At 68.0% G+C, this 22059-nt stretch carries 20 protein-coding genes; 10 read left to right on the top strand and 10 right to left on the bottom strand.

Annotated features, from left to right (window positions below; translation table 11 throughout):
- The 4 genes from ACFV8T_RS40505 to sigM all read left to right on the top strand — a co-directional run.
- Nucleotides 1–2254 (top strand): DUF6049 family protein (locus ACFV8T_RS40505; RefSeq protein WP_385337520.1); only part of this gene is annotated, 2254 nt, incomplete at its 5' end.
- 49 nt (nucleotides 2255–2303) lie between these two features.
- Nucleotides 2304–4463, top strand: coding sequence for a murein biosynthesis integral membrane protein MurJ (gene murJ / locus ACFV8T_RS40500; protein ID WP_385337517.1), 2160 nt, complete (start codon nucleotides 2304–2306; stop codon nucleotides 4461–4463).
- Between the two features lie 127 nt (nucleotides 4464–4590).
- Nucleotides 4591–6303: a protein kinase family protein gene (locus tag ACFV8T_RS40495; protein ID WP_385337515.1), complete on the top strand. Its 1713-nt coding sequence runs from the start codon at nucleotides 4591–4593 to the stop codon at nucleotides 6301–6303.
- Between the two features lie 159 nt (nucleotides 6304–6462).
- Entirely contained in the window at nucleotides 6463–7167 is a 705-nt protein-coding gene (gene sigM, locus ACFV8T_RS40490) for an RNA polymerase sigma factor SigM (RefSeq protein WP_385337512.1), read from the top strand.
- Nucleotides 7168–7241: 74 nt separating this feature from the next.
- On the opposite strand, the gene ACFV8T_RS40485 is transcribed toward sigM, so the two are convergent.
- Nucleotides 7242–7430: a hypothetical protein gene (locus ACFV8T_RS40485; RefSeq protein ID WP_385337509.1), complete on the bottom strand. Its 189-nt coding sequence runs from the start codon at nucleotides 7428–7430 to the stop codon at nucleotides 7242–7244.
- A 489-nt stretch (nucleotides 7431–7919) separates the two neighbouring features.
- Between ACFV8T_RS40485 and ACFV8T_RS40480 the strand changes: the two genes are divergently transcribed.
- From ACFV8T_RS40480 to trxA, 3 genes are all read left to right on the top strand, one after another.
- Entirely contained in the window at nucleotides 7920–8141 is a 222-nt protein-coding gene (locus tag ACFV8T_RS40480) for a hypothetical protein (protein WP_385337506.1), read from the top strand.
- 134 nt (nucleotides 8142–8275) lie between these two features.
- Entirely contained in the window at nucleotides 8276–9238 is a 963-nt protein-coding gene (trxB, locus tag ACFV8T_RS40475; protein ID WP_385337503.1) for a thioredoxin-disulfide reductase, read from the top strand.
- Nucleotides 9239–9284: 46 nt separating this feature from the next.
- Entirely contained in the window at nucleotides 9285–9617 is a 333-nt protein-coding gene (trxA, locus tag ACFV8T_RS40470; protein ID WP_266416822.1) for a thioredoxin, read from the top strand.
- An 80-nt stretch (nucleotides 9618–9697) separates the two neighbouring features.
- Here the strand turns inward: trxA and ACFV8T_RS40465 are convergent, their stop codons facing one another.
- The 9 genes from ACFV8T_RS40465 to rpmH all read right to left on the bottom strand — a co-directional run bounded on the left by ACFV8T_RS40465 (nucleotide 9698) and on the right by rpmH (nucleotide 16580).
- Nucleotides 9698–10315 carry a GNAT family N-acetyltransferase gene (locus ACFV8T_RS40465; protein ID WP_385337500.1) on the bottom strand — a complete coding sequence of 206 codons (618 nt, stop codon included), beginning with the start codon at nucleotides 10313–10315 and terminating at the stop codon, nucleotides 9698–9700.
- 300 nt (nucleotides 10316–10615) lie between these two features.
- On the bottom strand, nucleotides 10616–11716 hold the full coding sequence (locus tag ACFV8T_RS40460; RefSeq protein ID WP_385337497.1) for a ParB/RepB/Spo0J family partition protein: 1101 nt from the start codon (nucleotides 11714–11716) through the stop codon (nucleotides 10616–10618).
- The gene (locus ACFV8T_RS40455) at nucleotides 11713–12789 is read right to left on the bottom strand and encodes a ParA family protein (RefSeq protein WP_385337528.1); all 1077 of its coding nucleotides are present in this window, start codon (nucleotides 12787–12789) and stop codon (nucleotides 11713–11715) included. Before ACFV8T_RS40455 ends, ACFV8T_RS40460 begins: the two co-directional genes overlap by 4 nt.
- A 291-nt stretch (nucleotides 12790–13080) precedes the next feature.
- Entirely contained in the window at nucleotides 13081–13797 is a 717-nt protein-coding gene (rsmG, locus tag ACFV8T_RS40450) for a 16S rRNA (guanine(527)-N(7))-methyltransferase RsmG (protein ID WP_266416829.1), read from the bottom strand.
- A gap of 109 nt (nucleotides 13798–13906) precedes the next feature.
- Nucleotides 13907–14416 (bottom strand): R3H domain-containing nucleic acid-binding protein, encoded by a 510-nt coding sequence (locus ACFV8T_RS40445; RefSeq protein WP_124719874.1) that lies wholly within the window; start codon nucleotides 14414–14416, stop codon nucleotides 13907–13909.
- A gap of 14 nt (nucleotides 14417–14430) precedes the next feature.
- A complete protein-coding gene (yidC, locus tag ACFV8T_RS40440; protein ID WP_385337494.1) occupies nucleotides 14431–15693 on the bottom strand; it encodes a membrane protein insertase YidC in 1263 nt (420 codons plus the stop codon).
- A gap of 3 nt (nucleotides 15694–15696) precedes the next feature.
- Nucleotides 15697–16056 carry a membrane protein insertion efficiency factor YidD gene (gene yidD / locus ACFV8T_RS40435; protein ID WP_266416835.1) on the bottom strand — a complete coding sequence of 120 codons (360 nt, stop codon included), beginning with the start codon at nucleotides 16054–16056 and terminating at the stop codon, nucleotides 15697–15699.
- Nucleotides 16053–16424 carry a ribonuclease P protein component gene (gene rnpA, locus ACFV8T_RS40430; protein ID WP_266416837.1) on the bottom strand — a complete coding sequence of 124 codons (372 nt, stop codon included), beginning with the start codon at nucleotides 16422–16424 and terminating at the stop codon, nucleotides 16053–16055. The genes yidD and rnpA overlap by 4 nt, the downstream gene beginning before the upstream one ends.
- Before the next feature lie 18 nt (nucleotides 16425–16442).
- On the bottom strand, nucleotides 16443–16580 hold the full coding sequence (gene rpmH, locus ACFV8T_RS40425) for a 50S ribosomal protein L34 (protein ID WP_030930485.1): 138 nt from the start codon (nucleotides 16578–16580) through the stop codon (nucleotides 16443–16445).
- A gap of 369 nt (nucleotides 16581–16949) precedes the next feature.
- Between rpmH and dnaA the strand changes: the two genes are divergently transcribed.
- The 3 genes from dnaA (at nucleotide 16950) to gnd (ending at nucleotide 22058) form a co-directional block, all read left to right on the top strand.
- Complete coding sequence (dnaA, locus tag ACFV8T_RS40420; protein WP_385337490.1) at nucleotides 16950–18758, top strand: chromosomal replication initiator protein DnaA; 1809 nt, start codon at nucleotides 16950–16952, stop codon at nucleotides 18756–18758.
- Between the two features lie 1135 nt (nucleotides 18759–19893).
- Complete coding sequence (dnaN, locus tag ACFV8T_RS40415; RefSeq protein WP_072487582.1) at nucleotides 19894–21024, top strand: DNA polymerase III subunit beta; 1131 nt, start codon at nucleotides 19894–19896, stop codon at nucleotides 21022–21024.
- A 155-nt stretch (nucleotides 21025–21179) separates the two neighbouring features.
- Complete coding sequence (gene gnd / locus ACFV8T_RS40410; RefSeq protein WP_093548106.1) at nucleotides 21180–22058, top strand: phosphogluconate dehydrogenase (NAD(+)-dependent, decarboxylating); 879 nt, start codon at nucleotides 21180–21182, stop codon at nucleotides 22056–22058.
- The last annotated feature ends 1 nt before the right edge of the window (nucleotide 22059 follow it).

The raw sequence follows: 22059 nt of genomic DNA, 5'->3' as shown, positions 1-22059 counted from the left end.
CCGCCGGTGGCTGCGGCGCACAGCCGCCCTGATCATCGGGGCGCCGCTCGTCGCAGCTCTGCTGGCCGGCCCGACCGCACCCGCGGCGCAGGCCGGCGGGACCGGCAAGGCCCCCACCGGGTCCGAAACGGTCGACGTGTCCCTGAACACCCTGGCTCCGAGTGCGCCGGTCAAGGGGGACACCCTGACCGTCTCCGGCACTCTGACCAACAGGGGCAAGGACACGATCACGGGGGCCACGGTCGACCTTCGGGTGGGCCCGAAGCTCCGCAGCAGGACGGAGATCGACACCGCCGCCAGACGCACCGGGTACGTGCTCGGCAGCGACCCCGCCCCGCTCGGCGACAAGTACACCGTGAAGGTCGCGAAACTCCCTTCCGGAATCAGCCAGGACTTCACGCTGTCCGTCCCGGTCGGCAAGCTGGGGCTCGGCGACGACGGCGTCTACCAGCTCGGTGTCTCGCTGTCGGGGCAGACCTCCAGGGTCCCGTACCCCCAGGTGCTGGGGATCGAGCGCACCTTCCTGCCCTGGCAGGAAGAGGAGCGTGACTCCAGGACGAAGGTCACCTATCTCTGGCCGCTCATCGCATCGGCCCATGTGACAGCCGAAACCGGCACCGACGATCAGCAGACGCCCGTGTTCGCGGACGACAACCTGGCCGCCGAGCTGGCTCCGGGCGGACGGCTCGAACAGCTTGTCTCGCTGGGCAGCGAACTGCCGGTGACCTGGGTGATCGACCCGGATCTGCTGGCCAGTGTCGACGCGATGACGGGGAACTACCGCGTCAAGTCCGGCGACACCACCGTCGCCGGGACGAACCAGGCCGTTGCCAAGCAGTGGCTCACCTCGCTCGAGGCCGCGGTGTCGGACGGGAAGGTCGTCGCACTGCCGTTCGCCGATCCTGATCTGGCGTCCATCGCACACCGCGGCAAGAACGTCTCCGGCACCCTCAGCCATCTGCAGACCGCCACCGAGGTGGCCGGGACGACGGTACAGACCATCCTCCATGTGAAGCCGTCGACCGACTTCGCGTGGCCCGTCGACGGGGCCATCGACCCGTCGGTCGTCGATGTCGCCACCTCGGCCGGGGCCCACAAGGTGATCGCCCGCAGCGACAGCCTCCAGGAGACCGGCGGTCTGCTGTACACGCCGACCGCTGCCCGGCCGATCGGCGGCGGCACCACCGCGGTGGTCGCCGATGCCCGGCTCTCCACGGCCTTCCAGGGCGATATGTCGAAGGCGGGGAACTCCACCCTCGCCGTGCAGAAGTTCCTCGCTCTGACTCTCGCTCTGACCGAACAGGACACGGACGCGGAGCGCAGCATCGTCGTCGCACCGCAGCGGATGCCCACCGTGGCCCAGGCCCAGTCGATGGCCCGCGCCCTGCACGGACTCGACGACGAGCGCTGGACACAGCCCCTCGGGCTGGTGGAAGCGGCCGGTGCGAAGCCCGACGCGGACGCGACGACCAGCGTCCCCCGGGCCTCCCAGTACCCGAGGAAGCTCCGCAGCCAGGAGCTGCCCACCCAGGCCTTCCAGGACATCAAGTCCACCCAGGCCTCGCTGAACAACTTCCAGGTCATCCTCACCCAGCCCGAGCGGGTGGTGACCCCCTTCGGCAACGCGCTCAACCGGTCCATGTCGACGTCGTGGCGCGGCAGGCCGCTGGAGGCCCAGCAGTACCGGGACTCGGTCCGCACCTATCTGCAGGACCTCACCAACGAGGTCCAGCTCATCTCGAAGTCGGACGTCACCCTGTCCGGCCGCAGCGCCACGATTCCGGTGACCGTGCAGAACAGGCTGTTGCAGGGCGTGGACCATCTCGTCCTCCGGCTGAAGTCGGAGAACGCGACACGCCTCAAGCTCAACGACGGCGGGGCCGTGGCGGAGCAGCCGATCCGGATCGGCGCCGGCCACAGCCAGTCCGTGAAGTTCGACGCGGCGGCCAACGTCAACGGCCAGGTGCAGATGACGGCGCAGCTCTACACGGAGGACGGCACGCCGTACGGCGGAGAGATGACCTTCACCGTGAAGGTCTCCGAGCTCACCCCGACCGTGCTGCTGGTCATCGCCGGCGGGCTGCTGCTCCTGGTCCTCGCGGGCATCAGGATGTACACCCATCGCAAGCGCGCCAACGCGGGCGGCGCGACCGGGGACGACGGCGGCGAACCCGGGCAGCCGAGTGACCCGACTCCGGACACCGGTCCGGAAAGCGGGGAGCCGTCGGGCTCGGGTGAGAAAGTGGAACGTTGAGCGATGTCTGTCGTGGCCGGTCGGCCGGGGACGATGAGGTGGGGTTTCGATGAACGCGCCGTACGACGGTGACCGCGGTCAGGGTGCGGGCGGAGCCGGGTCTTCCGGCGGGCCCCCGATGCCTCCGGGGCCTGGCCAGGTTCCGCCGACGCCCGATCCGTACCTGCAGGACGCCTACGACCGCGATCCCTACCGCGCCCAGGATCTGTCGGTTCAGGACCCGGTGACCGAGGCGCTGTACGACCGGGCCGCGCACCCGCCGCCGCCGCCGGGCACGTACCAGCAGCCCCAGCCGCTCTACCAGCAGCCGGCCGCGGCCCAGTACCCGCCCGATCCGCGCATCTGGGCGCAGACCCCGCCTCCCGAGCCCGGTGGCCCGTCGCGGCACCTGCCGTACGGCGACAATCCGGCGACCACCCAGTTCGTCGGGGTGGACGACCTCGTCAGCCAGGCTTCCCGGGACGACGAGCAGCCGGATGCCTTCGCGCACCTCTTCCGGGACCAGGAGGGCCCGGCAGGAGCCGCCCCCGTCCCTCCGGAGCCCGAGCCGGCCCCGGCACCCGCTCCGCCCAAATCCGGCGGCCGGGCCTCCGGAATACTGAAGTCCAGCGCACTGATGGCGGCCGGCACGCTCGTGTCCCGCCTCACCGGATTCGTCCGCAGCCTCGTGATCACCGCCGCGCTCGGTGCCGCACTGCTCGGCGACAGCTTCACCATCGCCTACACCCTGCCCACGATGATCTACATCCTCACCGTGGGCGGCGGCCTGAACTCGGTCTTCGTACCCCAGCTCGTCCGGTCCATGAAGGACGACGAGGACGGCGGCGAGGCCTACGCCAACCGGCTGCTGACTCTCGTCATGGTCGCGCTCGGCGTGATCGTCGCGCTCGCGGTCTTCGCCGCTCCATGGCTGATCCACATGATGTCGCCGACGATCGCCGAGGACGCGGCGGCCAACAGCGTCGCCGTGACCTTCGCCCGGTACTGCCTGCCGACCATCTTCTTCATGGGCGTGCACGTCGTGATGGGCCAGATCCTCAACGCCCGCGGCAAGTTCGGCGCGATGATGTGGACCCCGGTCCTCAACAACATCGTCATGATCTTCACGTTCGGCATGTTCATCTGGGTCTACGGAACATCCGCCGAGTCCCAGATGGGCGTCCAGACCATTCCCCCGGAGGGCGTCCGGCTCCTGGGCATCGGCACGCTGCTCGGGCTGGTCGTACAGGCCCTGGCCATGATCCCGTACCTGCGCGAGGCCGGTTTCCGCTTCCGCCCGCGCTTCGACTGGAAGGGACACGGGCTCGGCAAGACGATCAAGCTGGCCAAGTGGACCGTCCTGTTCGTGCTGGCCAACCAGGCGGGTGTGATCGTCGTCACCCAGCTCGCGACCTCGGCGGGCAAGCTGTCCGGCAAGGACGGCACCGGCTTCCTCGCCTACTCCAATGCCCAGCTCATCTGGGGCATGCCGCAGGCGATCATCACCGTCTCCGTCATGGCGGCCCTGCTGCCCCGCATCTCCCGCGCCGCCCACGACGACGACCCGGGGGCCGTCCGCGACGACATCTCCCAGGGGCTGCGGAACTCGGCCGTCGCGATCGTGCCGGTGGCCTTCGCCTTCCTCGCACTCGGCCTGCCGATGTGCACCCTCCTGTACGCCTCCGCAGGCACCGAGGCCGCCCGCTCCATGGGCTTCATCCTCATGGCCTTCGGTCTCGGCCTGATCCCGTACTCCGTGCAGTACGTCGTACTGCGCGGCTTCTACGCCTACGAGGACACCCGCACGCCCTTCTACAACACGGTCATCGTCGCCGCGGTCAACGCGGCGGCCTCGGCCCTCTGCTACGTGGTTCTGCCCGCCCGCTGGGCAGTGGTGGGCATGGCCGCCTCGTACGGGCTCGCCTACGCCGTCGGCGTGGGCATCGCCTGGCGGCGGCTGCGCAACCGCCTGGGCGGAGATCTGGACGGTGCCCATGTCGTACGCACCTACGCCCGGCTGTGCCTGGCCGCGATCCCGGCGGCGGTGCTCGGCGGCGGCGTGGGCTTCGCCGTTCTCCTGGGCCTCGGCGAAGGCGCCTTCGGTTCGCTCACCGCTCTGATCTGTGGTGGAGCCGTTCTGCTGGGGGTCTTTTTCGTCGCCGCCAAGCGGATGCGGATCGAGGAGATCAACGGCATGGTCGGCATGGTCCGAGGGCGGCTCGGTCGCTGAGGAACAACGGCCGCACAACCATCACCGCCCCTTGCGTGTCGTGCATAGCGCCGGAGTGTGGGCACAATTGGCGTGACTGTGCAGAGCTGGCTGGCATCGCGCAACGGATGGGGAGGCAGGAACGACGGTGGCGGAACGTAGCACGGCTGCCGTCGACGTGGCCGACAACAGCGGTGATGAACCGCTGGCCGCCAAGGCGGACGAGGCCACGACCGACGGGACGGCAGAAGCTCAGGACACCAAAGGCACGAAGCCACAGGACACGGATGGTGAACACATCGGTTCCGAGGCCACCCTGCCGAGCCCCGATCTGCACAGCGGGCACAAACTTGCCGGACGCTACCGGCTCGAGGAATGCGTCACCCGTCTGGACGGCTTCAGCAGCTGGCGCGCCGTCGACGAGAAACTTCGCCGCGCGGTGGGCGTCCACCTGCTCCCGGCCGACCACCCGCGTGCCCGCTCCGTGCTGGCCGCAGCCCGGTCCTCCGCACTGCTCGGCGACCCACGCTTCGTGCAGGTGCTCGACGCGGTGGAGGAGGACGACCTCGTCTACGTCGTCCACGAATGGCTCCCCGACGCCACCGAGCTCACCTCCCTGCTGGCCTCGGGGCCGATGGACGCGCACGACGCGTACCAGCTCGTCAGCCAGGTCTCCCAGGCCATGGCCGCAGCACACCGGGAAGGCCTCGCACATCTGAGGCTCACCCCGGGGGCAGTGCTGCGGAGCTCGACGGGGCAGTACCGGATCCGCGGCCTCGCGGTGAACGCCGCCCTGCGGGGCATCACCGCCGACAGTCCCCAGCGAGCGGACACCGAGGCGATCGGCGCCCTGCTCTACGCCGCGCTGACCCAGCGCTGGCCTTACGAGAACGACGCGTACGGCCTGGCCGGGCTGCCCAAGGGAGTGGGGCTGATCGCTCCCGACCAGGTGCGGGCCGGCGTCCACCGCGGCCTTTCCGAGCTCGCCATGCGCGCGCTCGCCAACGACGGCGCCACTGCCTCCCGGCAGGAGCAACCGTGCACCACGCCGGACGAGCTGGCCAAGGCCGTTGCCGCGATGCCCCGCATCCGTCCCCCGGAGCCCGCCTTCACAGCGCCTCCCGAGTACCAGCGCACGACCTACCAGCAGGGTTCGTACGGGCGTCCGCCGACCGGTCCCATCGCCGCGCCGCCCACGATCGCCGTGCCCCTGGCACCGCTCCAGAGCCGCACCGGCAAGGCCCTCAAGTGGGCCGTGTCTGCGCTGCTCATTGCCGCGCTGGGCCTCGGCAGCTGGCAGCTCGCCGAGGCGCTCCTCGACCGCAACAAGGGCTCCGACCCCGGGGACAGCACACAGACCGACCCGGAGGACAGCGACAACAAGCCTCGGCAGCCGACCGAGCCGCTGCGCATCGCCGGTGCGACGGAGTTCATGCCCAGCGGTTCGGGGATCAAGCAGAACGAGGTGCCGAACTCCGTCGATGGCGATGCGAGCACGGCCTGGGTCACCCCGCGCTATCGGGGCTACGCGAACTTCGGCAACTACCCCAACCGCAGGGACGGCAGTGGCATAGTCGTCGACCTGGGCAGCGTCAAGGACGTCGCGGGCATCACGGCCAAGATGTACCGCAGCGGACAGAAGGCCGAGGTACTGGCGGCCGATCCGAGCGCCTCCGCCCCGTCGTCCCTCTCGGACTTCCCACAGCGCCTCACAGAGCTCGGAACGGTGGGAAGCGATCTGAAGGAGACCTTCTCCAAGCCGGTACGGACCCGCTACGTCCTGATCCATCTCACCGAACTGCCGTCGGACGGAACAGGTGGCTACCGGGGCGGCATCTCGGAGATCTCCGTACTCAAGTGACGGAGAGGCCGGTGGGGGCGCCCCCACCGGCCTCCCGCGCTTCCGTGCCTGAAGCTCTCGTTCCCGCATCGGACAGTGCCGCTTTCGCCCCCTGCCCCCGCACGCTCGAATCGTGATAGACAGACGCACCTTGACGCAGCGAAAGGGAGGGAGGGGGAGGTGGCCGCCGAGCCGTCGGAACCACTCAGCGACTCAGACCTCCTCGCTCGCCATGTGGCCGGCGAACCGGACGCCTTCGGCGAGCTGGTACGGCGCCACCGCGACCGGCTGTGGGCCGTCGCGATACGGACCCTGGGTGACCGCGAGGAAGCCGCGGACGCCGTCCAGGACGCCCTTGTCTCCGCCTTCCGGGCCGCCCACACCTTCCGCGGCCAGTCCGCCGTCACCACCTGGCTGCACCGCATCACCGTCAACGCCTGCCTCGACCGGGTCCGCAAGGCGGCCACCCGCAGGACCGCGCCGGTCGACGACACCGAACGGTTCGAGCAACTCCTCGAACCGCACGAATCCGCGGAGGCACCGGCGGAGCGCCAGGACCTGCACCGCGAGCTTCTGGCCGCACTCGTCACTCTCCCCGCCGAGCAACGGGCCGCGCTCGTCCTCGTGGACATGCAGGGTTACCCCGTGGCCGAGGCGGCACGCATCCTCGACGTACCGACAGGCACCGTGAAAAGCCGCTGTGCGCGAGGGCGGGCCCGGCTGGCTCCGCTGCTCACCCACCTCCGCAGCGAGGTCGCAGAAGCCGACGGGACGGCCACGAAAAGGAACCGGACGCCGCGTACATCCGTCCCACCGGCATCGGGGCCGAGAGATGCGGGCACAAGCGATCCCGCTGCAGTGAAGGGCGGAGGTGGGCGCACATGACATCAACGACCGACACGGCCCAGCACCCGGACGTCACGGAGATCTCCGACCTGGCGGAGGGGCTGCTCCCACCGTCACGTGCGGCAGAGGTGCGCGGCCACATGGATGGCTGCGAACTCTGCGGTGAGGTCCATGCCTCCCTCACGGAGATCCGCGAGCTGCTCGGCACCGTACCCATGCCACAGCACATGCCGGACGACGTCGTGGACCGCATCGATGCCGCACTCGCCGCCGAAGCGGCTACCGGCACCACGGCCCCACATGAATCGGCGCCTGTTTCACAGGGCTCCGCGCATGTTTCACGTGAAACAGAAGCGCCGACAGCACAGAAGCCGAATACAGAGCCCAGCCCCTCGGACCGTCCCGCAGGGCGTCCTCGGTCGACCACCGGCCCCGGCCGTCGACCGGTCCGGCGCCGCCGCCGCACAGCCGTACTCGGGACCGCTCTGGGTGCGGCCGTGGTCGGCGTGAGCGTCTTCCTGCTGCAGAGCGTCCAGCCGTCCCAGGATTCCGCGAGCCTCAAAGCGGCAGACCGCGGGTCCAGCTCCGAGGGCAACGGCAGAGGAGACTTCTCGGAGCCCACACTCGAAGACCAGGTGCAATCGCTCCTTCTCAGTACCAGCACGAAGCCGTCCAGGTCGGCGGATGGTGTGGGGGCTGAGAAGCAGGCGCCTTCCGCCGAGTCGCAATCGACGCCCAAAAGCACCTCGGCCGGGTCGGGGTCGCCCCAGACACCATTGCGCGCACCCACCGTGCCCGTCCCGCCCTGTGTGGAGCAGGGCACCGGGCGCAACGCCGCAGCCCTCGCGGTGGAAGAAGGCACCTACGAAGGCACGGATGCCTTCCTCGTCGTGCTGCCGCACCCATCCGACGCGACCCGCGTACAGGCGTACGTCATCGACGCGTCCTGCGTCCATGAGAAGCCCGCGGGCAAGGGGGAACTCCTGCTGACCCGCACCTACGCACGCCCCTGAGAATCGCGTCGGACGCCGCCCCGGCACAGCGGGGAATGCATCCCCCGTAGGATCCGTTGGGTGGGGTGAGAGTCGTTGAACCGACCCCAGTAGGCGTGGACAGTAGGCAGTCTGCAGAGACGAGGAAGAAACCCGTGAGCGACGTCCGTAATGTGATCATCATCGGCTCCGGCCCCGCAGGCTACACGGCCGCCCTTTACACCGCACGCGCCTCGCTGAAGCCGCTGGTGTTCGAGGGCGCCGTCACCGCCGGTGGTGCGCTGATGAACACCACCGACGTGGAGAACTTCCCGGGCTTCCAGGACGGGATCATGGGCCCGGAGCTCATGGACAACATGCGCGCCCAGGCCGAACGCTTCGGTGCCGAGCTCGTCCCCGACGATGTCGTCTCCGTGGACCTCACCGGAGACATCAAGACCGTCACCGACACGGCCGGCACGGTGCACCGTGCCAAGGCCGTCATCGTGACGACCGGCTCCCAGCACCGCAAGCTCGGCCTGCCCAACGAGGACGCCCTCTCCGGACGCGGCGTCTCCTGGTGCGCCACCTGTGACGGCTTCTTCTTCAAGGACCAGGACATCGCTGTGGTCGGCGGCGGCGACACCGCGATGGAGGAGGCGACCTTCCTCTCCCGCTTCGCCAAGTCGGTCACCATCGTCCACCGTCGCGACACGCTGCGCGCCTCCAAGGCGATGCAGGAGCGCGCCTTCGCAGACCCGAAGATCAAGTTCGCCTGGGACAGCGAGGTTGCCGGAGTGCACGGCGAACAGAAGCTGTCCGGCCTGACCCTTCGGAACACCAAGACCGGCGAGACGTCGGAGCTCGCGGTGACCGGCCTGTTCATCGCGGTGGGCCACGACCCGCGCACCGAGCTCTTCAAGGGCCAGCTCGACCTCGACGACGAGGGCTACCTCAAGGTCGCTGCTCCCTCCACGCGTACCAACCTGACCGGTGTCTTCGGCGCCGGTGACGTCGTCGACCACACCTACCGGCAGGCCATTACCGCTGCCGGCACCGGCTGCTCGGCCGCACTCGACGCCGAGCGCTTCCTCGCCGCGCTCGCCGACGACGAGAAGGCCGCTGCGGTCACCGCCTGACTCACGACTCTCACCCCACACACCCCAAGAAGTTAAGGAGGCCGCCGTGGCCGGCGCCCTGAAGAACGTGACCGACGACTCCTTCGACGAGGTCGTCCTGAAGAGCGACAAGCCTGTGCTGGTGGACTTCTGGGCAGCCTGGTGCGGCCCGTGCCGTCAGATCGCCCCCTCCCTGGAGGCCATCGCCGCCGAGCACGGCGACCAGATCGAGATCGTCAAGCTCAACATCGACGAGAACCCGGCCACGGCCGCCAAGTATGGCGTCATGTCCATCCCGACCCTGAACGTCTACCAGGGCGGCGAGGTCGCGAAGACCATCGTCGGCGCCAAGCCGAAGGCCGCGATCCTCCGTGACCTCGAAGGCTTCCTCGGCGAGTAGGACCGCAACTCGCTGTTTCACGTGAAACGGGTCCATCCCTCGGGGGATGGACCCGTTTCACGTTGTCATGGGCTCTCGAATCACAGCGGCCTCAACGCCGGCTCCTTCTGCACTGCACCGAGCAACCGGTCCAGTGCCAGCTCGACGTCTTCCTTCCAGGACAGCGTCGTACGCAGTTCCAGCCTCAGCCTCGGATGGACGGGATGCGGCCGTACGGTCTTGAAGCCGACTGCCAGCAGATGATCCGCGGGAAGCACACAGGCAGGCTCCTTCCACCGAGCATCGCCGAAAGCCTCGATCGCCTTGAACCCCCGGCGCAGCAGGTCCTTGGCAACGGCCTGCACCATGACCCGGCCCAGTCCCTGCCCCTGGTAGCCCGGCACGATCCAGGCAGTCATCAACTGCACGGCATCGGGGGAGACAGGGCTGGTGGGAAACGCGGTCGAACGCGGGACATAGGCCGGCGGCGCATAGAGAACGAAGCCCACCGGCACATCATCGACATAGACAACGCGGCCGCACGACCCCCACTCCAGGAGAACGGCCGAGATCCAGGCCTCCTTCTCCAGCTCGGGTGTTCCCGCCTTTACCGCAGCTTCCCCGCTGACCGGATCAAGCTCCCAGAAGACACACGAGCGGCAGCGTCCGGGGAGATCGGAAAGGTTGTCCAGTGTGAGCGGTACGAGCCGACGCCCCATGAAGGCTGTTCCTCGCTTCCTTCGCCCGCCTCATCGCGTGCGACAGTCAGTGCACTCCGTTCGAGGAGCAGGCTGCCGACGAACCCTCCGACAGCCCCCAGGCCCAGCCCCACTGTCATCAGTCGGCTGCGGCTCACTGATCGCATGGCCCTCCCTACCGAGGTGGCCCAAGCCGGATGTGCCATACCAGAACGCATCGTATCCACCCAGGGATGAAGCCGACACCGAGAGAAAGCAAAGGGCGGGCTGTGTTCCGGTAACCCCCGGAATACAGCCCGCCCCACAACCCCGTCAGCAGGGTCAGCCCTCGTCGTCCTCTGCGGAATCCTCGGAGGGGGCCCGATCCAGCACGCGCCCCTCGCCCGGTGCCAGGCTGCCGAGAATGCGGTCCAGATCCTCCATCGACGCGAACTCGACGACGATCTTCCCCTTCTTCTGACCGAGGTCGACCTTCACCCTGGTCTCGAAGCGGTCCGAGAGCCGGGTGGCGAGGTCCGACAGTGCGGGCGACACCCGACCACCGGCCCGCGGCCCCTTGGACTTGGCGGGGCTCGTGGGGCTGGAACCCATGAGGGTCACGATCTCCTCGACCGCACGCACCGAAAGCCCCTCGGCCACGATGCGATGAGCCAGCCTGTCCTGCTCCTCCGAGTCGTCCACGGACAGCAGCGCCCGCGCATGACCGGCGGACAGCACCCCGGCCGCCACCCTCCGCTGCACCGGAGCTGACAGCCTCAGCAGTCGCAGCGTGTTCGACACCTGCGGCCGAGAACGCCCGATCCGGTCGGCCAGCTGGTCATGCGTGCACTTGAAGTCCTTGAGCAGCTGGTCGTACGCGGCTGCCTCCTCCAACGGGTTCAGCTGAGCCCGGTGAAGGTTCTCCAGGAGTGCGTCCAGGAGAAGCTTCTCGTCATCCGTGGCCCGGACGATAGCCGGGATCCGCTCCAGACCCGCCTCCCGGCAGGCCCTCCAGCGCCGCTCGCCCATGATGAGCTCATAGCGCTCCGGCCCCACCTTCCGCACGACAACAGGCTGGAGAAGGCCCACCTCCTTGATGGAGGTCACCAACTCCGCGAGTGCGTCCTCGTCGAACACCTCACGGGGCTGGCGGGGATTCGGCGTGATGGAGCCGAGAAGAACCTCGGCAAAGTACGCCCCGGCAGGTCCCACCGATTCGGCGGCCGCTCCGGACTCCGAAACCGGTGCACTCGGCTCCGGCACCACTGGAGCACCCCCGAGCGCGGCCACCTTTGCCGCAGCCACCCCCCGCTCCGCCGTCATCACAGGACCCGCCCCGACAGAGGTCGATCCCACCCCTGAGGACGGCACCTGCTTCTCCTGCGGAGCGGCGGGGATCAGGGCACCCAGCCCACGCCCCAACCCTCTTCGACGCTCACTCACTGAATCCCCTCCGAAATGCTCTGCTGGCTGTTCCCGCTGCCCGTCCGGGCGTGCTGGGACTCGTAGTGGATCCCGACACCCCGCAGGGCGATCTCACGCGCCGCTTCGAGGTACGACAGCGACCCGCTGGAACCCGGATCGTAGGTCAGCACGGTCTGCCCATAACTGGGCGCCTCCGAAATCCGCACCGATCGCGGAATGCTCGTCCGCAGCACCTCCTTGCCGAAGTGGCTGCGCACCTCCTCCGCAACCTGCGAAGCGAGCCTGGTCCTGCCGTCGTACATGGTGAGCAGGATCGTCGACACATGAAGATCGGGGTTGAGATGCCCCCGCACCAGGTCCACATTGCGCAGCAGCTGCCCCAGCCCTTCCAGCGCGTAGTACTCGCACTGGATAGGGATCAGCACCTCGGCGCCGGCGACCAGCGCATTGACCGTCAGCAGGCCGAGTGAAGGCGGGCAGTCGATGAGGATGTAGTCCAACGGCTGCTCATACGCCTGGATCGCTCGCTGCAGTCGACTCTCCCGCGCCACCAGCGACACCAGCTCGATCTCCGCACCGGCGAGATCGATGGTGGCGGGGGCGCAGAAGAGACCTTCGACGTCCGGTACGGGCTGAACCACCTCGGAGAGCGGCCTGCTCTCCACCAGGACGTCATAGATGGAGGGGACTTCGGCATGGTGATCGATACCCAGAGCCGTAGAGGCGTTCCCCTGCGGGTCGAGGTCGACCACCAGAACACGTGCGCCGTGAAGCGCGAGCGAGGCAGCAAGATTGACCGTCGTGGTCGTCTTGCCCACACCGCCCTTCTGATTGGCCACCACCATGACCCGTGTCCGGTCAGGACGGGGCAGGCCCTCGCCGGCGCGGCCGATGGCCTCAACCGCCAGCTGGGCCGCGCGACCGATAGGTGTGTCGTCCATCGGCGGCGGTGTTTCACGTGAAACACCCTCCCCCGCCGATTCGGTTCGGGGACCGGGGACCGGATCGGTCATCGGTCCCGCGATGTTGGCGTCGGACCGCAAGGATTCACTCTCCTCGACTTCAGGCTCGCAATGAACAGAGCCTGCCATGCTTTCGGGGCCGTGAACCAGCGAGGCCCGCTCTTCTGTGGATGAATCCACTTCTGTGGACAACTCCGTAGCCCTAACGGGCCTGCGATGCCGCGGCGCGGCAGCCACGCGACCGCGGCTGATGATTCCATGCAGCAGAGAGCGACGTTTCACGTGAAACACGATGCCCCTGCAGCCTAGCTACAGGGGCACGACACTCCGCATGGGGACGTACGGCTACATACCGGAAGCACAACCGGCAGACGGCATGAACCGCACGTAGCACTCGACCCCGCGGCGCAACCGGAGACGTCAGCGACGGCGCCTCGTACGACTCGTCCTGGCGGCCTTGGCCCTCTTTGCGGCGAACCTCACACCGCCCGGACTCTCACCGACCACCACACGCACCACTGTGGACATCGGATCGACAACGCCCTCCCCGACATGCAGCACCTCGGTCTCCACCACACCGAGCTTGCTCAGCGCCGCACGAGCCCCGACGATCTCCTCCTCGGCGGTGTCCCCCTTGAGCGCCAGCATCTCTCCGTACGGACGCAGCAGCGGAACGCCCCAACCGGCCAGCCGGTCCAGCGGCGCCACAGCACGAGCCGTCACCACATGCACCGGCTGAAGCGAGCCCAGAACCTCCTCGGCCCGGCCACGCACGACCGTCACATGGTCCAGACCCAGCAGCTCCACGACTTCCTGAAGGAAATTGGTGCGTCGGAGCAGTGGCTCCAGCAAGGTGATCTTGAGATCCGGGCGCACCAGCGCCAGCGGAATACCGGGAAGACCCGCACCCGACCCCACATCGCAGACCGTGACTCCCTCGGGCACGACCTCGGAGAGCACCGCACAGTTCAGCAGATGGCGCTCCCACAGCCGCGGGACCTCACGCGGGCCGATCAGCCCCCGCTTCACCCCGGCATCCGCCAGCAGCTCCGCGTACCGGACGGCCTCCGGGAAGAACTCGCCGAAAACCGCCCGCGCTCCTTGGGGCGCCTGGGGAAGCTCTACTTCCGCCGTCACGGGGACCGTCCTTCCATACCGCACTACCGCACTGTGGGTGGCTGACTATCAGGCTGACAAAGATCGGCCCCGCCTGCGAACAGACGGGGCCGACAGAACTAGGGTCCGGTCAGGCCGGGAGGACGACGACGAAGCGCTCCGGCTCCTCGCCCTCGGACTCGCTGCGCAGACCGGCGGCCGCGACCGCGTCGTGAACAACCTTGCGCTCGAACGGCGTCATCGGGTCCAGCTTCACCGGCTCACCGGTGCTCTTGACCTCATCCGCGGCCTTGGCACCCAGCTCGGCGAGCTCCGCCCGCTTCTTGGCCCGGAAGCCCGCGATGTCCAGCATCAGTCGGCTGCGGTCTCCGGTCTCCCGGTGAACAGCGAGCCGCGTCAGCTCCTGGAGCGCCTCCAGCACCTCACCGTCGCGGCCCACGAGCTTCTGCAGATCACGTGCCGAGTCGCTGATGATCGAGACCGCGGCCCGGTCCGCCTCGACATCCATGTCGATGTCGCCGTCCAGGTCGGCGATGTCGAGCAGACCCTCGAGGTAGTCCGCTGCGATCTCGCCCTCCTGCTCAAGGCGGGTCAAGGTGTCGCTGCCCTCAGCGGCCGTGGAGGTGGTGCCTTCCGTCACGGATGGACTCCTTCTTACTTCTTGGACGGGTGCTTGGGCCGCTGCGGACCCTTGCGCTGTCCGGACTTGGCTTGGCGTGAGGAGCCGGACGCGGGCTTGCCCGCCGGCTTGGACTTCTCGTCCTGCGATGCGTCCCGCTTCTGCAGGGAGGTCTTGGAACCCGACTCGGTCGAATCGGCGTCCTTGGCCCCTGCCTGCGTGGCACCGGTCTGACGCTGGGACTTGGTCTGGCGCTTGGGCTGCTGACGCCGCTGCGCGGCACCGCCCTCGGCCTCGGAGACAGCGGTCTCGCCCTTGGTCACCGTGCCGTCCTCCTGGGCGACGAGGCCCAGCTTGGCCAGCCCGGTGACGAACTTCCGCTCGATGTCATTGCGGTCCGGGCCCTTGGCCACGATCCGCTTGACGGTGTTGCGCCTGGTCCTGCCGCGAACCTCACCATGAGCGGTGACGCTCTTCAGCAGACGTCCCAGGTACTGGTCCTGCGCCTTGCTGCCCGGGGTCGGGTTCTGGTTGATCACGTACATCTGCTGACCCATGGTCCAGACGTTGGTGGTCAGCCAGTAGACGAGGACACCGACGGGGAAGTTGATGCCCATGCCGGCGAAGATCAGCGGGAAGATGTACATCAGCATCTTCTGCTGCTGCATGTACGGCGTCTTGACCGTCAGGTCGACGTTCTTCGTCATCAGCTGGCGCTGGGTGAAGAACTGGGACGCCGACATCATCACGATCATGACCGCGGTGACGACCCGGACATCGGTCAGAGAGGCGCCGAGAGCGCTGACCTCCGACGAGCTGTTCATGAACTTGGCGGCGAGCGGAGCACCGAAGATGTGTGCCTGACGGGCGCTGTCGAGCAGCGACTGGTCGATGACACCGATCTTCTTGTTCGAGGCGATGGCCGACAGCACGTGATACAGGGCGAAGAAGAACGGTGACTGCGCCAGGATGGGAAGGCACGAGGAGAGCGGGTTGGTACCCGTCTCCTTGTACAGCTTCATCATCTCTTCGGACTGACGCTGCTTGTCGCTCTTGTAGCGCTCCTGGATCGCCTTCATCTTCGGCTGGAGCACCTGCATGTTGCGGGTCGACTTGATCTGCTTCACGAAAAGCGGGATCAGGCAGATCCGGATCAGCACCACCAGGGACACGATGGACAGGCCCCAGGCCCAGCCCGTGTCGTCGCCGAAGATCGCCCCGTACAACTTGTGGAACTGGACGATGACCCATGAGACGGGCCAGGTGATAAAGCTGAACAGACTGGCAATCGTGTCCACTAATCAGGCTCCTTGAGCATTGGGCGAAGTCTCTGCGGCCTGACTCGGGGCTTCGGAAGCCGATCCCCGGACAGACGCATCAGCGGCGGAGTCCCCGCCCTTGCCACCGCGCATGGCATTACGCAGGAGTTCATGCCAACGCGGACGTTTGCGTGGTGGAACATGGTCCACGCCACCGGGTGACCACGGATTGCACCGCAGGATGCGCCAGGCCGTCAGCGCGGTTCCCTTGATCGCTCCGTGCCGGTCGATCGCCGTATATCCATAGTGGGAACACGACGGGTAGTAACGGCAGACAGGCCCGAGTAGTGGGCTGATCGTCCACTGATACAGCTTGATAAGAGCCAGCAGCGGGTACTTCATCGCGCGCCCCCTCCCAGCAGCCGCTGCAGAGCGGCGTCCAGGTCTCGGGCCAGCTGTTCATGGTCGGCGTCGCCCGCTCCGGGCAACGCTCGTACGACAACCAGGCTACCGGGGGGCAGCAGGGCAAGCCGTTCTCGGACCAGGTGGCGAAGCTTCCGCTTCACCGCTGTGCGTACAACCGCTCCACCCACGGCTTTGCTGACAACGAAACCCGCACGCGGCGGGGGAGCATTCTCCCCAGTCACGTGCGGGTCCGTTGCACCGCTGCGTAGATGAACGACGAGTAGCGGGCGGCCGGCCCGGCGTCCTCGACGTACTGCGGTCGCGAAGTCCTCGCGCCGCCTCAGCCGATTCTCGGTAGGCAGCACGTCATGACCTGTAAGCGATCAGGCGGACAGGTTGGCGCGACCCTTGCCACGGCGGGACGCGAGAATCGCGCGGCCGGCACGGGTGCGCATACGCAGCCGGAAGCCGTGGGTCTTCGCGCGACGACGGTTGTTCGGCTGGAAGGTGCGCTTGCTCACTAGGGGGCTCCAGAAATGACTCGTGTGTTGGCGGGACATCGCCTGGCTGTCACCGTGCGCCCACGAGAGACTCGCGTAAACGCTCTAGTGCACCGCTTCACAATCACAGATCGTGATCTTTGCCCATCGGAGGCAGGCGGCAGCAGCCATCGACAACTCGACCTGGTCACGGTACGCGCGGCTACGCCATCCGGTCAAACCGGCTCCGCAACACCCCCCACTGTGCACAGGCTGTGGACAACAACTTGAACCTCGCGGGTCGCCCTGACTACCGTGGCTGAGTTCCGGTCTTTTCTTCCTGCCTGCCGGTCCCCACCCATCCCGTCCCGAGAACCACACATTCGTGGGACCAGCGAGAGAGCGTGCCTTGTGGCTGACGTACCTGCCGATCTTGCCGCAGTGTGGCCACGAGTACTGGAGCATCTCCTCGGGGAGGGCCAACAGGGCATCGAGCCGAAGGACAAACAGTGGATCGAGCGCTGCCAGCCGCTCGCCCTGGTCGCGGACACCGCGCTGCTCGCCGTCCCCAATGAATGGGGCAAGCGCGTCCTCGAAGGACGGCTCGCGCCGCTCATCAGCGAGACGCTGAGCCGCGAATGCGGCCGCCCGATCCGCATCGCGATCACCGTCGACGACTCCGCGGGCGAGCCTCCGAGCCCGCCCGCGCCTCCGATGCACCAGTCCCAGCAGCCCCAGCAGCACCGCTACCAGGGACCTCAGCACGACGAGCGGCAGCACAACGACGCGTACGACGGATACGGGCACCGGCCCTCCGACGACGGCATGCCGACCGCCCGGCCGGCCTACCCCGACTACCAGCAGCAGCGTCCCGACCCCGGCGCGTGGCCGCGCACCCAGGAGGACCTCTCCTGGCAGCAGCCCCGGCTCGGCGGATTCCAGGACCGCGAGGCTCCCGCGGACCAGTGGCGCGAGCCGTACGCCGGCGGCCGCCCCCAGCAGCCGCAGCACGACTACCGTCCGCAGCCGCCCGAGCGCCAGGGTTACGAGCAGCAGCGCCCCGACCACCACGACATGCAGGAGCCCCAGCCGCAGCACCGGCAGGGCGGCGCCGGCACCGGACGGCCCGGCGGCGCCTCCGGACCGATGGGCTCGCAGCCCGCTCCCACGCCCGGCCCCGGCGAACCGGCGGCCCGGCTGAATCCGAAGTACCTCTTCGACACCTTCGTCATCGGCGCGTCCAACCGGTTCGCGCACGCCGCGGCGGTCGCGGTCGCCGAAGCCCCCGCCAAGGCGTACAACCCGCTCTTCATCTACGGGGAGTCCGGGCTCGGCAAGACCCACCTGCTGCATGCGATCGGTCACTACGCCCGCAGCCTCTACCCGGGCACCCGGGTGCGGTACGTGAGCTCCGAGGAGTTCACCAACGAGTTCATCAACTCGATCCGCGACGGCAAGGGCGACACCTTCCGCAAGCGCTATCGGGATGTGGACATCCTGCTCGTCGACGACATCCAGTTCCTGGCGAGCAAGGAGTCGACGCAGGAGGAGTTCTTCCACACCTTCAATACGCTCCACAACGCCAACAAGCAGATCGTGCTGTCCTCCGACCGGCCGCCCAAGCAGCTGGTGACCCTGGAGGACCGGTTGCGGAACCGTTTCGAGTGGGGTCTGACCACCGACGTGCAGCCGCCGGAGCTGGAGACGCGGATCGCGATCCTCCGCAAGAAGGCGGTGCAGGAGCAGCTCAATGCCCCGCCGGAGGTGCTGGAGTTCATCGCCTCCCGTATCTCCCGGAACATCAGGGAACTGGAGGGGGCGCTGATCCGGGTCACGGCCTTCGCCAGTCTCAACCGTCAGCCGGTGGACCTCGGGCTGACCGAGCACGTGCTGAAGGACCTGATCCCGGGTGGCGAGGACTCGGCTCCGGAGATCACGGCGACGGCCATCATGGCCTCGACCGCGGACTACTTCGGCCTCACGGTGGACGATCTCTGCGGAACCTCGCGCAGCCGCGTGCTGGTGACGGCCCGCCAGATCGCCATGTACCTCTGCCGGGAGCTCACCGATCTCTCACTGCCCAAGATCGGTGCGCAGTTCGGCGGCCGCGACCATACGACGGTGATGCACGCCGACCGGAAGATCCGCGCACTGATGGCGGAACGGCGCTCCATCTACAACCAGGTCACCGAGCTCACCAACCGCATCAAGAACGGCTGACGGACCGCCGACCGGCGCCGACGCCGGTCGGCACCCGGGTCGCCACGCACCTCGACAGCTGCTCCCGTACGCGCCTCAAGGGCGCCCGAAGAGCCCTCACAGGGTTCCTCGGGCGCCCTTTTCGTTGCCTGGAAACCGCCCGGAGGCCGTCCTGATAGCCGCCGGAAGCCGTCCTGGAAGCCGCCCGGAGACCGCGCCGGAACCGCCCGGAAGTCGCCGGAAGGCACTCGGAGACCGTCCGGAGGCGCCGCGGAGGCCGCTCAAAGGCCCCTGGAGACGGTCCGGATGCCGTCCGAACGCCGCCTGGGGACCTCCCATCGCCCGCCCCGGACCCCACGGCCAACGCTCCGACGCCACCACGGTGTTCGAATACCTGCCGCCAGCCGTCCGTTCTCCACAGATCTGGTGAGTTTTCCCCTTCCACAGCCTGGGGATCCGGAAGTTGTCCATATTGCTTCCACAGGGCCGACTGCCGATACTCCATCAGGCCAGGTCAAGGGCCTGGGGATTTGTGGTCAACAATGATCCACAGCCTGTGGACAAAATATTCGTCCACAGGAGGCGGATGATGTTGTCCACTGGCGGCCCACAGGTCGAGCCGTGTTGTCCCCAGCTTCCTGCTGCTTCTCCACACCCCTGTCCACTGTTCGGCAACGCGGCACCGCCTTTCACCGCGCCGAGTGAAAGGCGTCACACCAAGAGGGTCGGTTGGGCTGTGGGGAACCTGGGTAAAGCTGGGGACAGCCCTGGGGAGAAACCCCCCTGTCCTGTGCATCGGGTGTGCAGAACTTTCCTGTGTCCACAGAAGCGCCGTGTTGTCCACCGGTGCCACCCACAGGGTCGGTGGACAAAAAACCGGACTTGACCTGCGGAAACGACGTTATCCACGGTTTCCACAGGCCCTACTACTACTGCCACATAGAGTTAGCCCGGAATCCGCTTCGAAGTGGGGCCTGTGCACAACTCGGGGCCGGAGCGCTCCGAAGCTCTTGTCGCGACTTGACCCCGAGCAGCACCGAGTGTCGGTGCCGTACGTCAGACTGGTCCCCGGCGTCCTTCCTGCCTCGTCGGCGGGAGACCCGATCAGACGACGAAGGCCAGCAGGGCGAGCGAGCAACAGCAGGAGGCGGTTCCGGTGAAGATCCGGGTGGAGCGCGATGTACTCGCGGAGGCTGTGGCCTGGGTGGCCCGTAGCCTCCCGGCCCGTCCGCCGGCGCCCGTTCTTGCGGGCCTTCTGCTGAAGGCTGAGGACGGGGCCCTCAGCTTCTCCAGCTTCGACTACGAGGTCTCGGCCCGGGTCTCGGTGGACGCCGAGGTCGAGGAGGACGGCACGGTGCTGGTCTCCGGCCGGCTGCTCGCCGACATCTGCCGCGCCCTTCCCAACCGCCCGGTGGAGATTTCCACAGACGGTGTGCGGGCGACCGTGGTCTGCGGCTCCTCGCGATTCACCCTCCACACCCTTCCTGTGGAGGAGTACCCGGCGCTTCCCGAGATGCCGACCGCGACGGGCACGGTCCCCGGCGAGGTCTTCGCCTCGGCCGCCGCCCAGGTCGCCATCGCCGCAGGCCGTGACGACACGCTGCCGGTGCTGACCGGTGTGCGGATCGAGATCGAGGGCGACACCGTCACCCTGGCCTCGACCGACCGCTACCGCTTCGCGGTCCGCGAGTTCCTCTGGAAGCCGGAGAACCCGGACGCCTCGGCCGTCGCCCTGGTGCCCGCCAAGACGCTGCTGGACACCGCCAAGGCCCTGACCAGCGGTGACACGGTGACCCTGGCGCTGTCCGGCTCGGGTGCCGGTGAAGGGCTGATCGGTTTCGAGGGCGCGGGCCGGCGGACGACCACGCGGCTGCTCGAAGGTGATCTGCCGAAGTACCGCACGCTCTTCCCCACGGAGTTCAACTCGGTCGCGGTCATCGAGACGGCGCCGTTCGTCGAGGCCGTCAAGCGTGTGGCTCTCGTCGCCGAGCGGAACACCCCGGTGCGGCTCAGCTTCGAGCAGGGCGTGCTGATCCTGGAGGCGGGTTCCAGCGACGACGCACAGGCTGTGGAGCGGGTCGACGCGGTACTGGAGGGCGACGACATCTCGATCGCCTTCAACCCGACCTTCCTGCTGGACGGGCTGAGCGCGATCGACTCCCCGGTCGCCCAGCTCTCGTTCACGACGTCCACCAAACCCGCGCTGCTCAGCGGCCGCCCGGCCGTGGATGCCGAGGCCGACGACGCGTACAAGTACCTGATCATGCCGGTCCGCCTCTCCGGCTGACCCGGTCGCAGGTCCGGTGATCGGTCCGGTCGCAGGTCCTGTCATGGCGGATCCCGACGGGCACGCTCGGCTCCGAGCATGCCCGTCGGTCCGTCCCCGGCCGGGCGTAGGCTCGTCCTTGGGTACGAATCGGCACAACGCTTAAGGAATCTCTGATGGAGCTCGGTCTCGTCGGCCTCGGCAAGATGGGCGGCAACATGCGCGAGCGCATCCGCCGCGCAGGCCACACCGTCATCGGTTACGACCGCAATCCGGACGTCTCCGATGTCCACAGCCTCGAAGAGCTTGTGGGCAAGCTGAAGGGTCCCCGGGTCATCTGGGTGATGGTTCCGGCCGGCGCCCCGACCCAGGCCACGATCGACGAGCTCGCCGGTCTCCTCTCGCCCGGCGACATCGTCGTGGACGGCGGGAACTCCCGCTGGACCGATGACGAGAAGCACGCGGTCGAGCTGGGCATCAAGGGCATCGGCTTCGTGGACTGCGGAGTCTCCGGCGGCGTCTGGGGCCTGGAGAACGGCTACGCGCTGATGTACGGCGGCGACGCCGAGAACGTGGCGAAGGTCCAGCCGGTCTTCGACGCGCTGAAGCCCGAGGGCGACTTCGGTTCGGTGCACGCGGGCAAGGTCGGCGCCGGCCACTTCGCGAAGATGGTCCACAACGGCATCGAGTACGCCATGATGCAGGCCTACGCCGAGGGCTGGGAGCTCCTGGAGAAGGTCGACTCCGTCACCGATGTGCGCGAGGTCTTCCGCTCCTGGCAGGAGGGCACGGTCATCCGTTCCTGGCTGCTCGACCTGGCGGTCAACGCGCTGGACGACGACGAGCACCTCGACAAGCTCCGCGGCTACGCCGCCGACTCCGGTGAGGGCCGGTGGACGGTGGAGGCCGCGATCGACAACGCGGTGCCGCTGCCCGCGATCACCGCGTCGCTCTTCGCGCGTTTCGCCTCGCGCCAGGACGACTCCCCGCAGATGAAGATGATCGCCGCGCTGCGCAACCAGTTCGGTGGCCACGCGGTCGAGAACAAGAAGTAAC

Source organism: Streptomyces sp. NPDC059832, from assembly GCF_042731715.1.
Classification (GTDB): Bacteria; Actinomycetota; Actinomycetes; order Streptomycetales; family Streptomycetaceae; genus Streptomyces.
Note: the sequence above shows the minus strand (reverse complement) of the source record. Positions and strands in the feature narration are given on the sequence as shown.

Coding starts and splice junctions, on each gene's coding strand:
- murJ (WP_385337517.1), top strand. CDS start 2,304: ATGAACGCGCCGTACGACGGTGACCGCGGTCAGGGTGCGGGCGGAGCC.
- ACFV8T_RS40485 (WP_385337509.1), bottom strand. CDS start 7,430: ATGTGGGGCCGTGGTGCCGGTAGCCGCTTCGGCGGCGAGTGCGGCATC.
- ACFV8T_RS40465 (WP_385337500.1), bottom strand. CDS start 10,315: ATGGGGCGTCGGCTCGTACCGCTCACACTGGACAACCTTTCCGATCTC.
- ACFV8T_RS40455 (WP_385337528.1), bottom strand. CDS start 12,789: ATGGCAGGCTCTGTTCATTGCGAGCCTGAAGTCGAGGAGAGTGAATCC.
- yidD (WP_266416835.1), bottom strand. CDS start 16,056: ATGAAGTACCCGCTGCTGGCTCTTATCAAGCTGTATCAGTGGACGATC.
- gnd (WP_093548106.1), top strand. CDS start 21,180: ATGGAGCTCGGTCTCGTCGGCCTCGGCAAGATGGGCGGCAACATGCGC.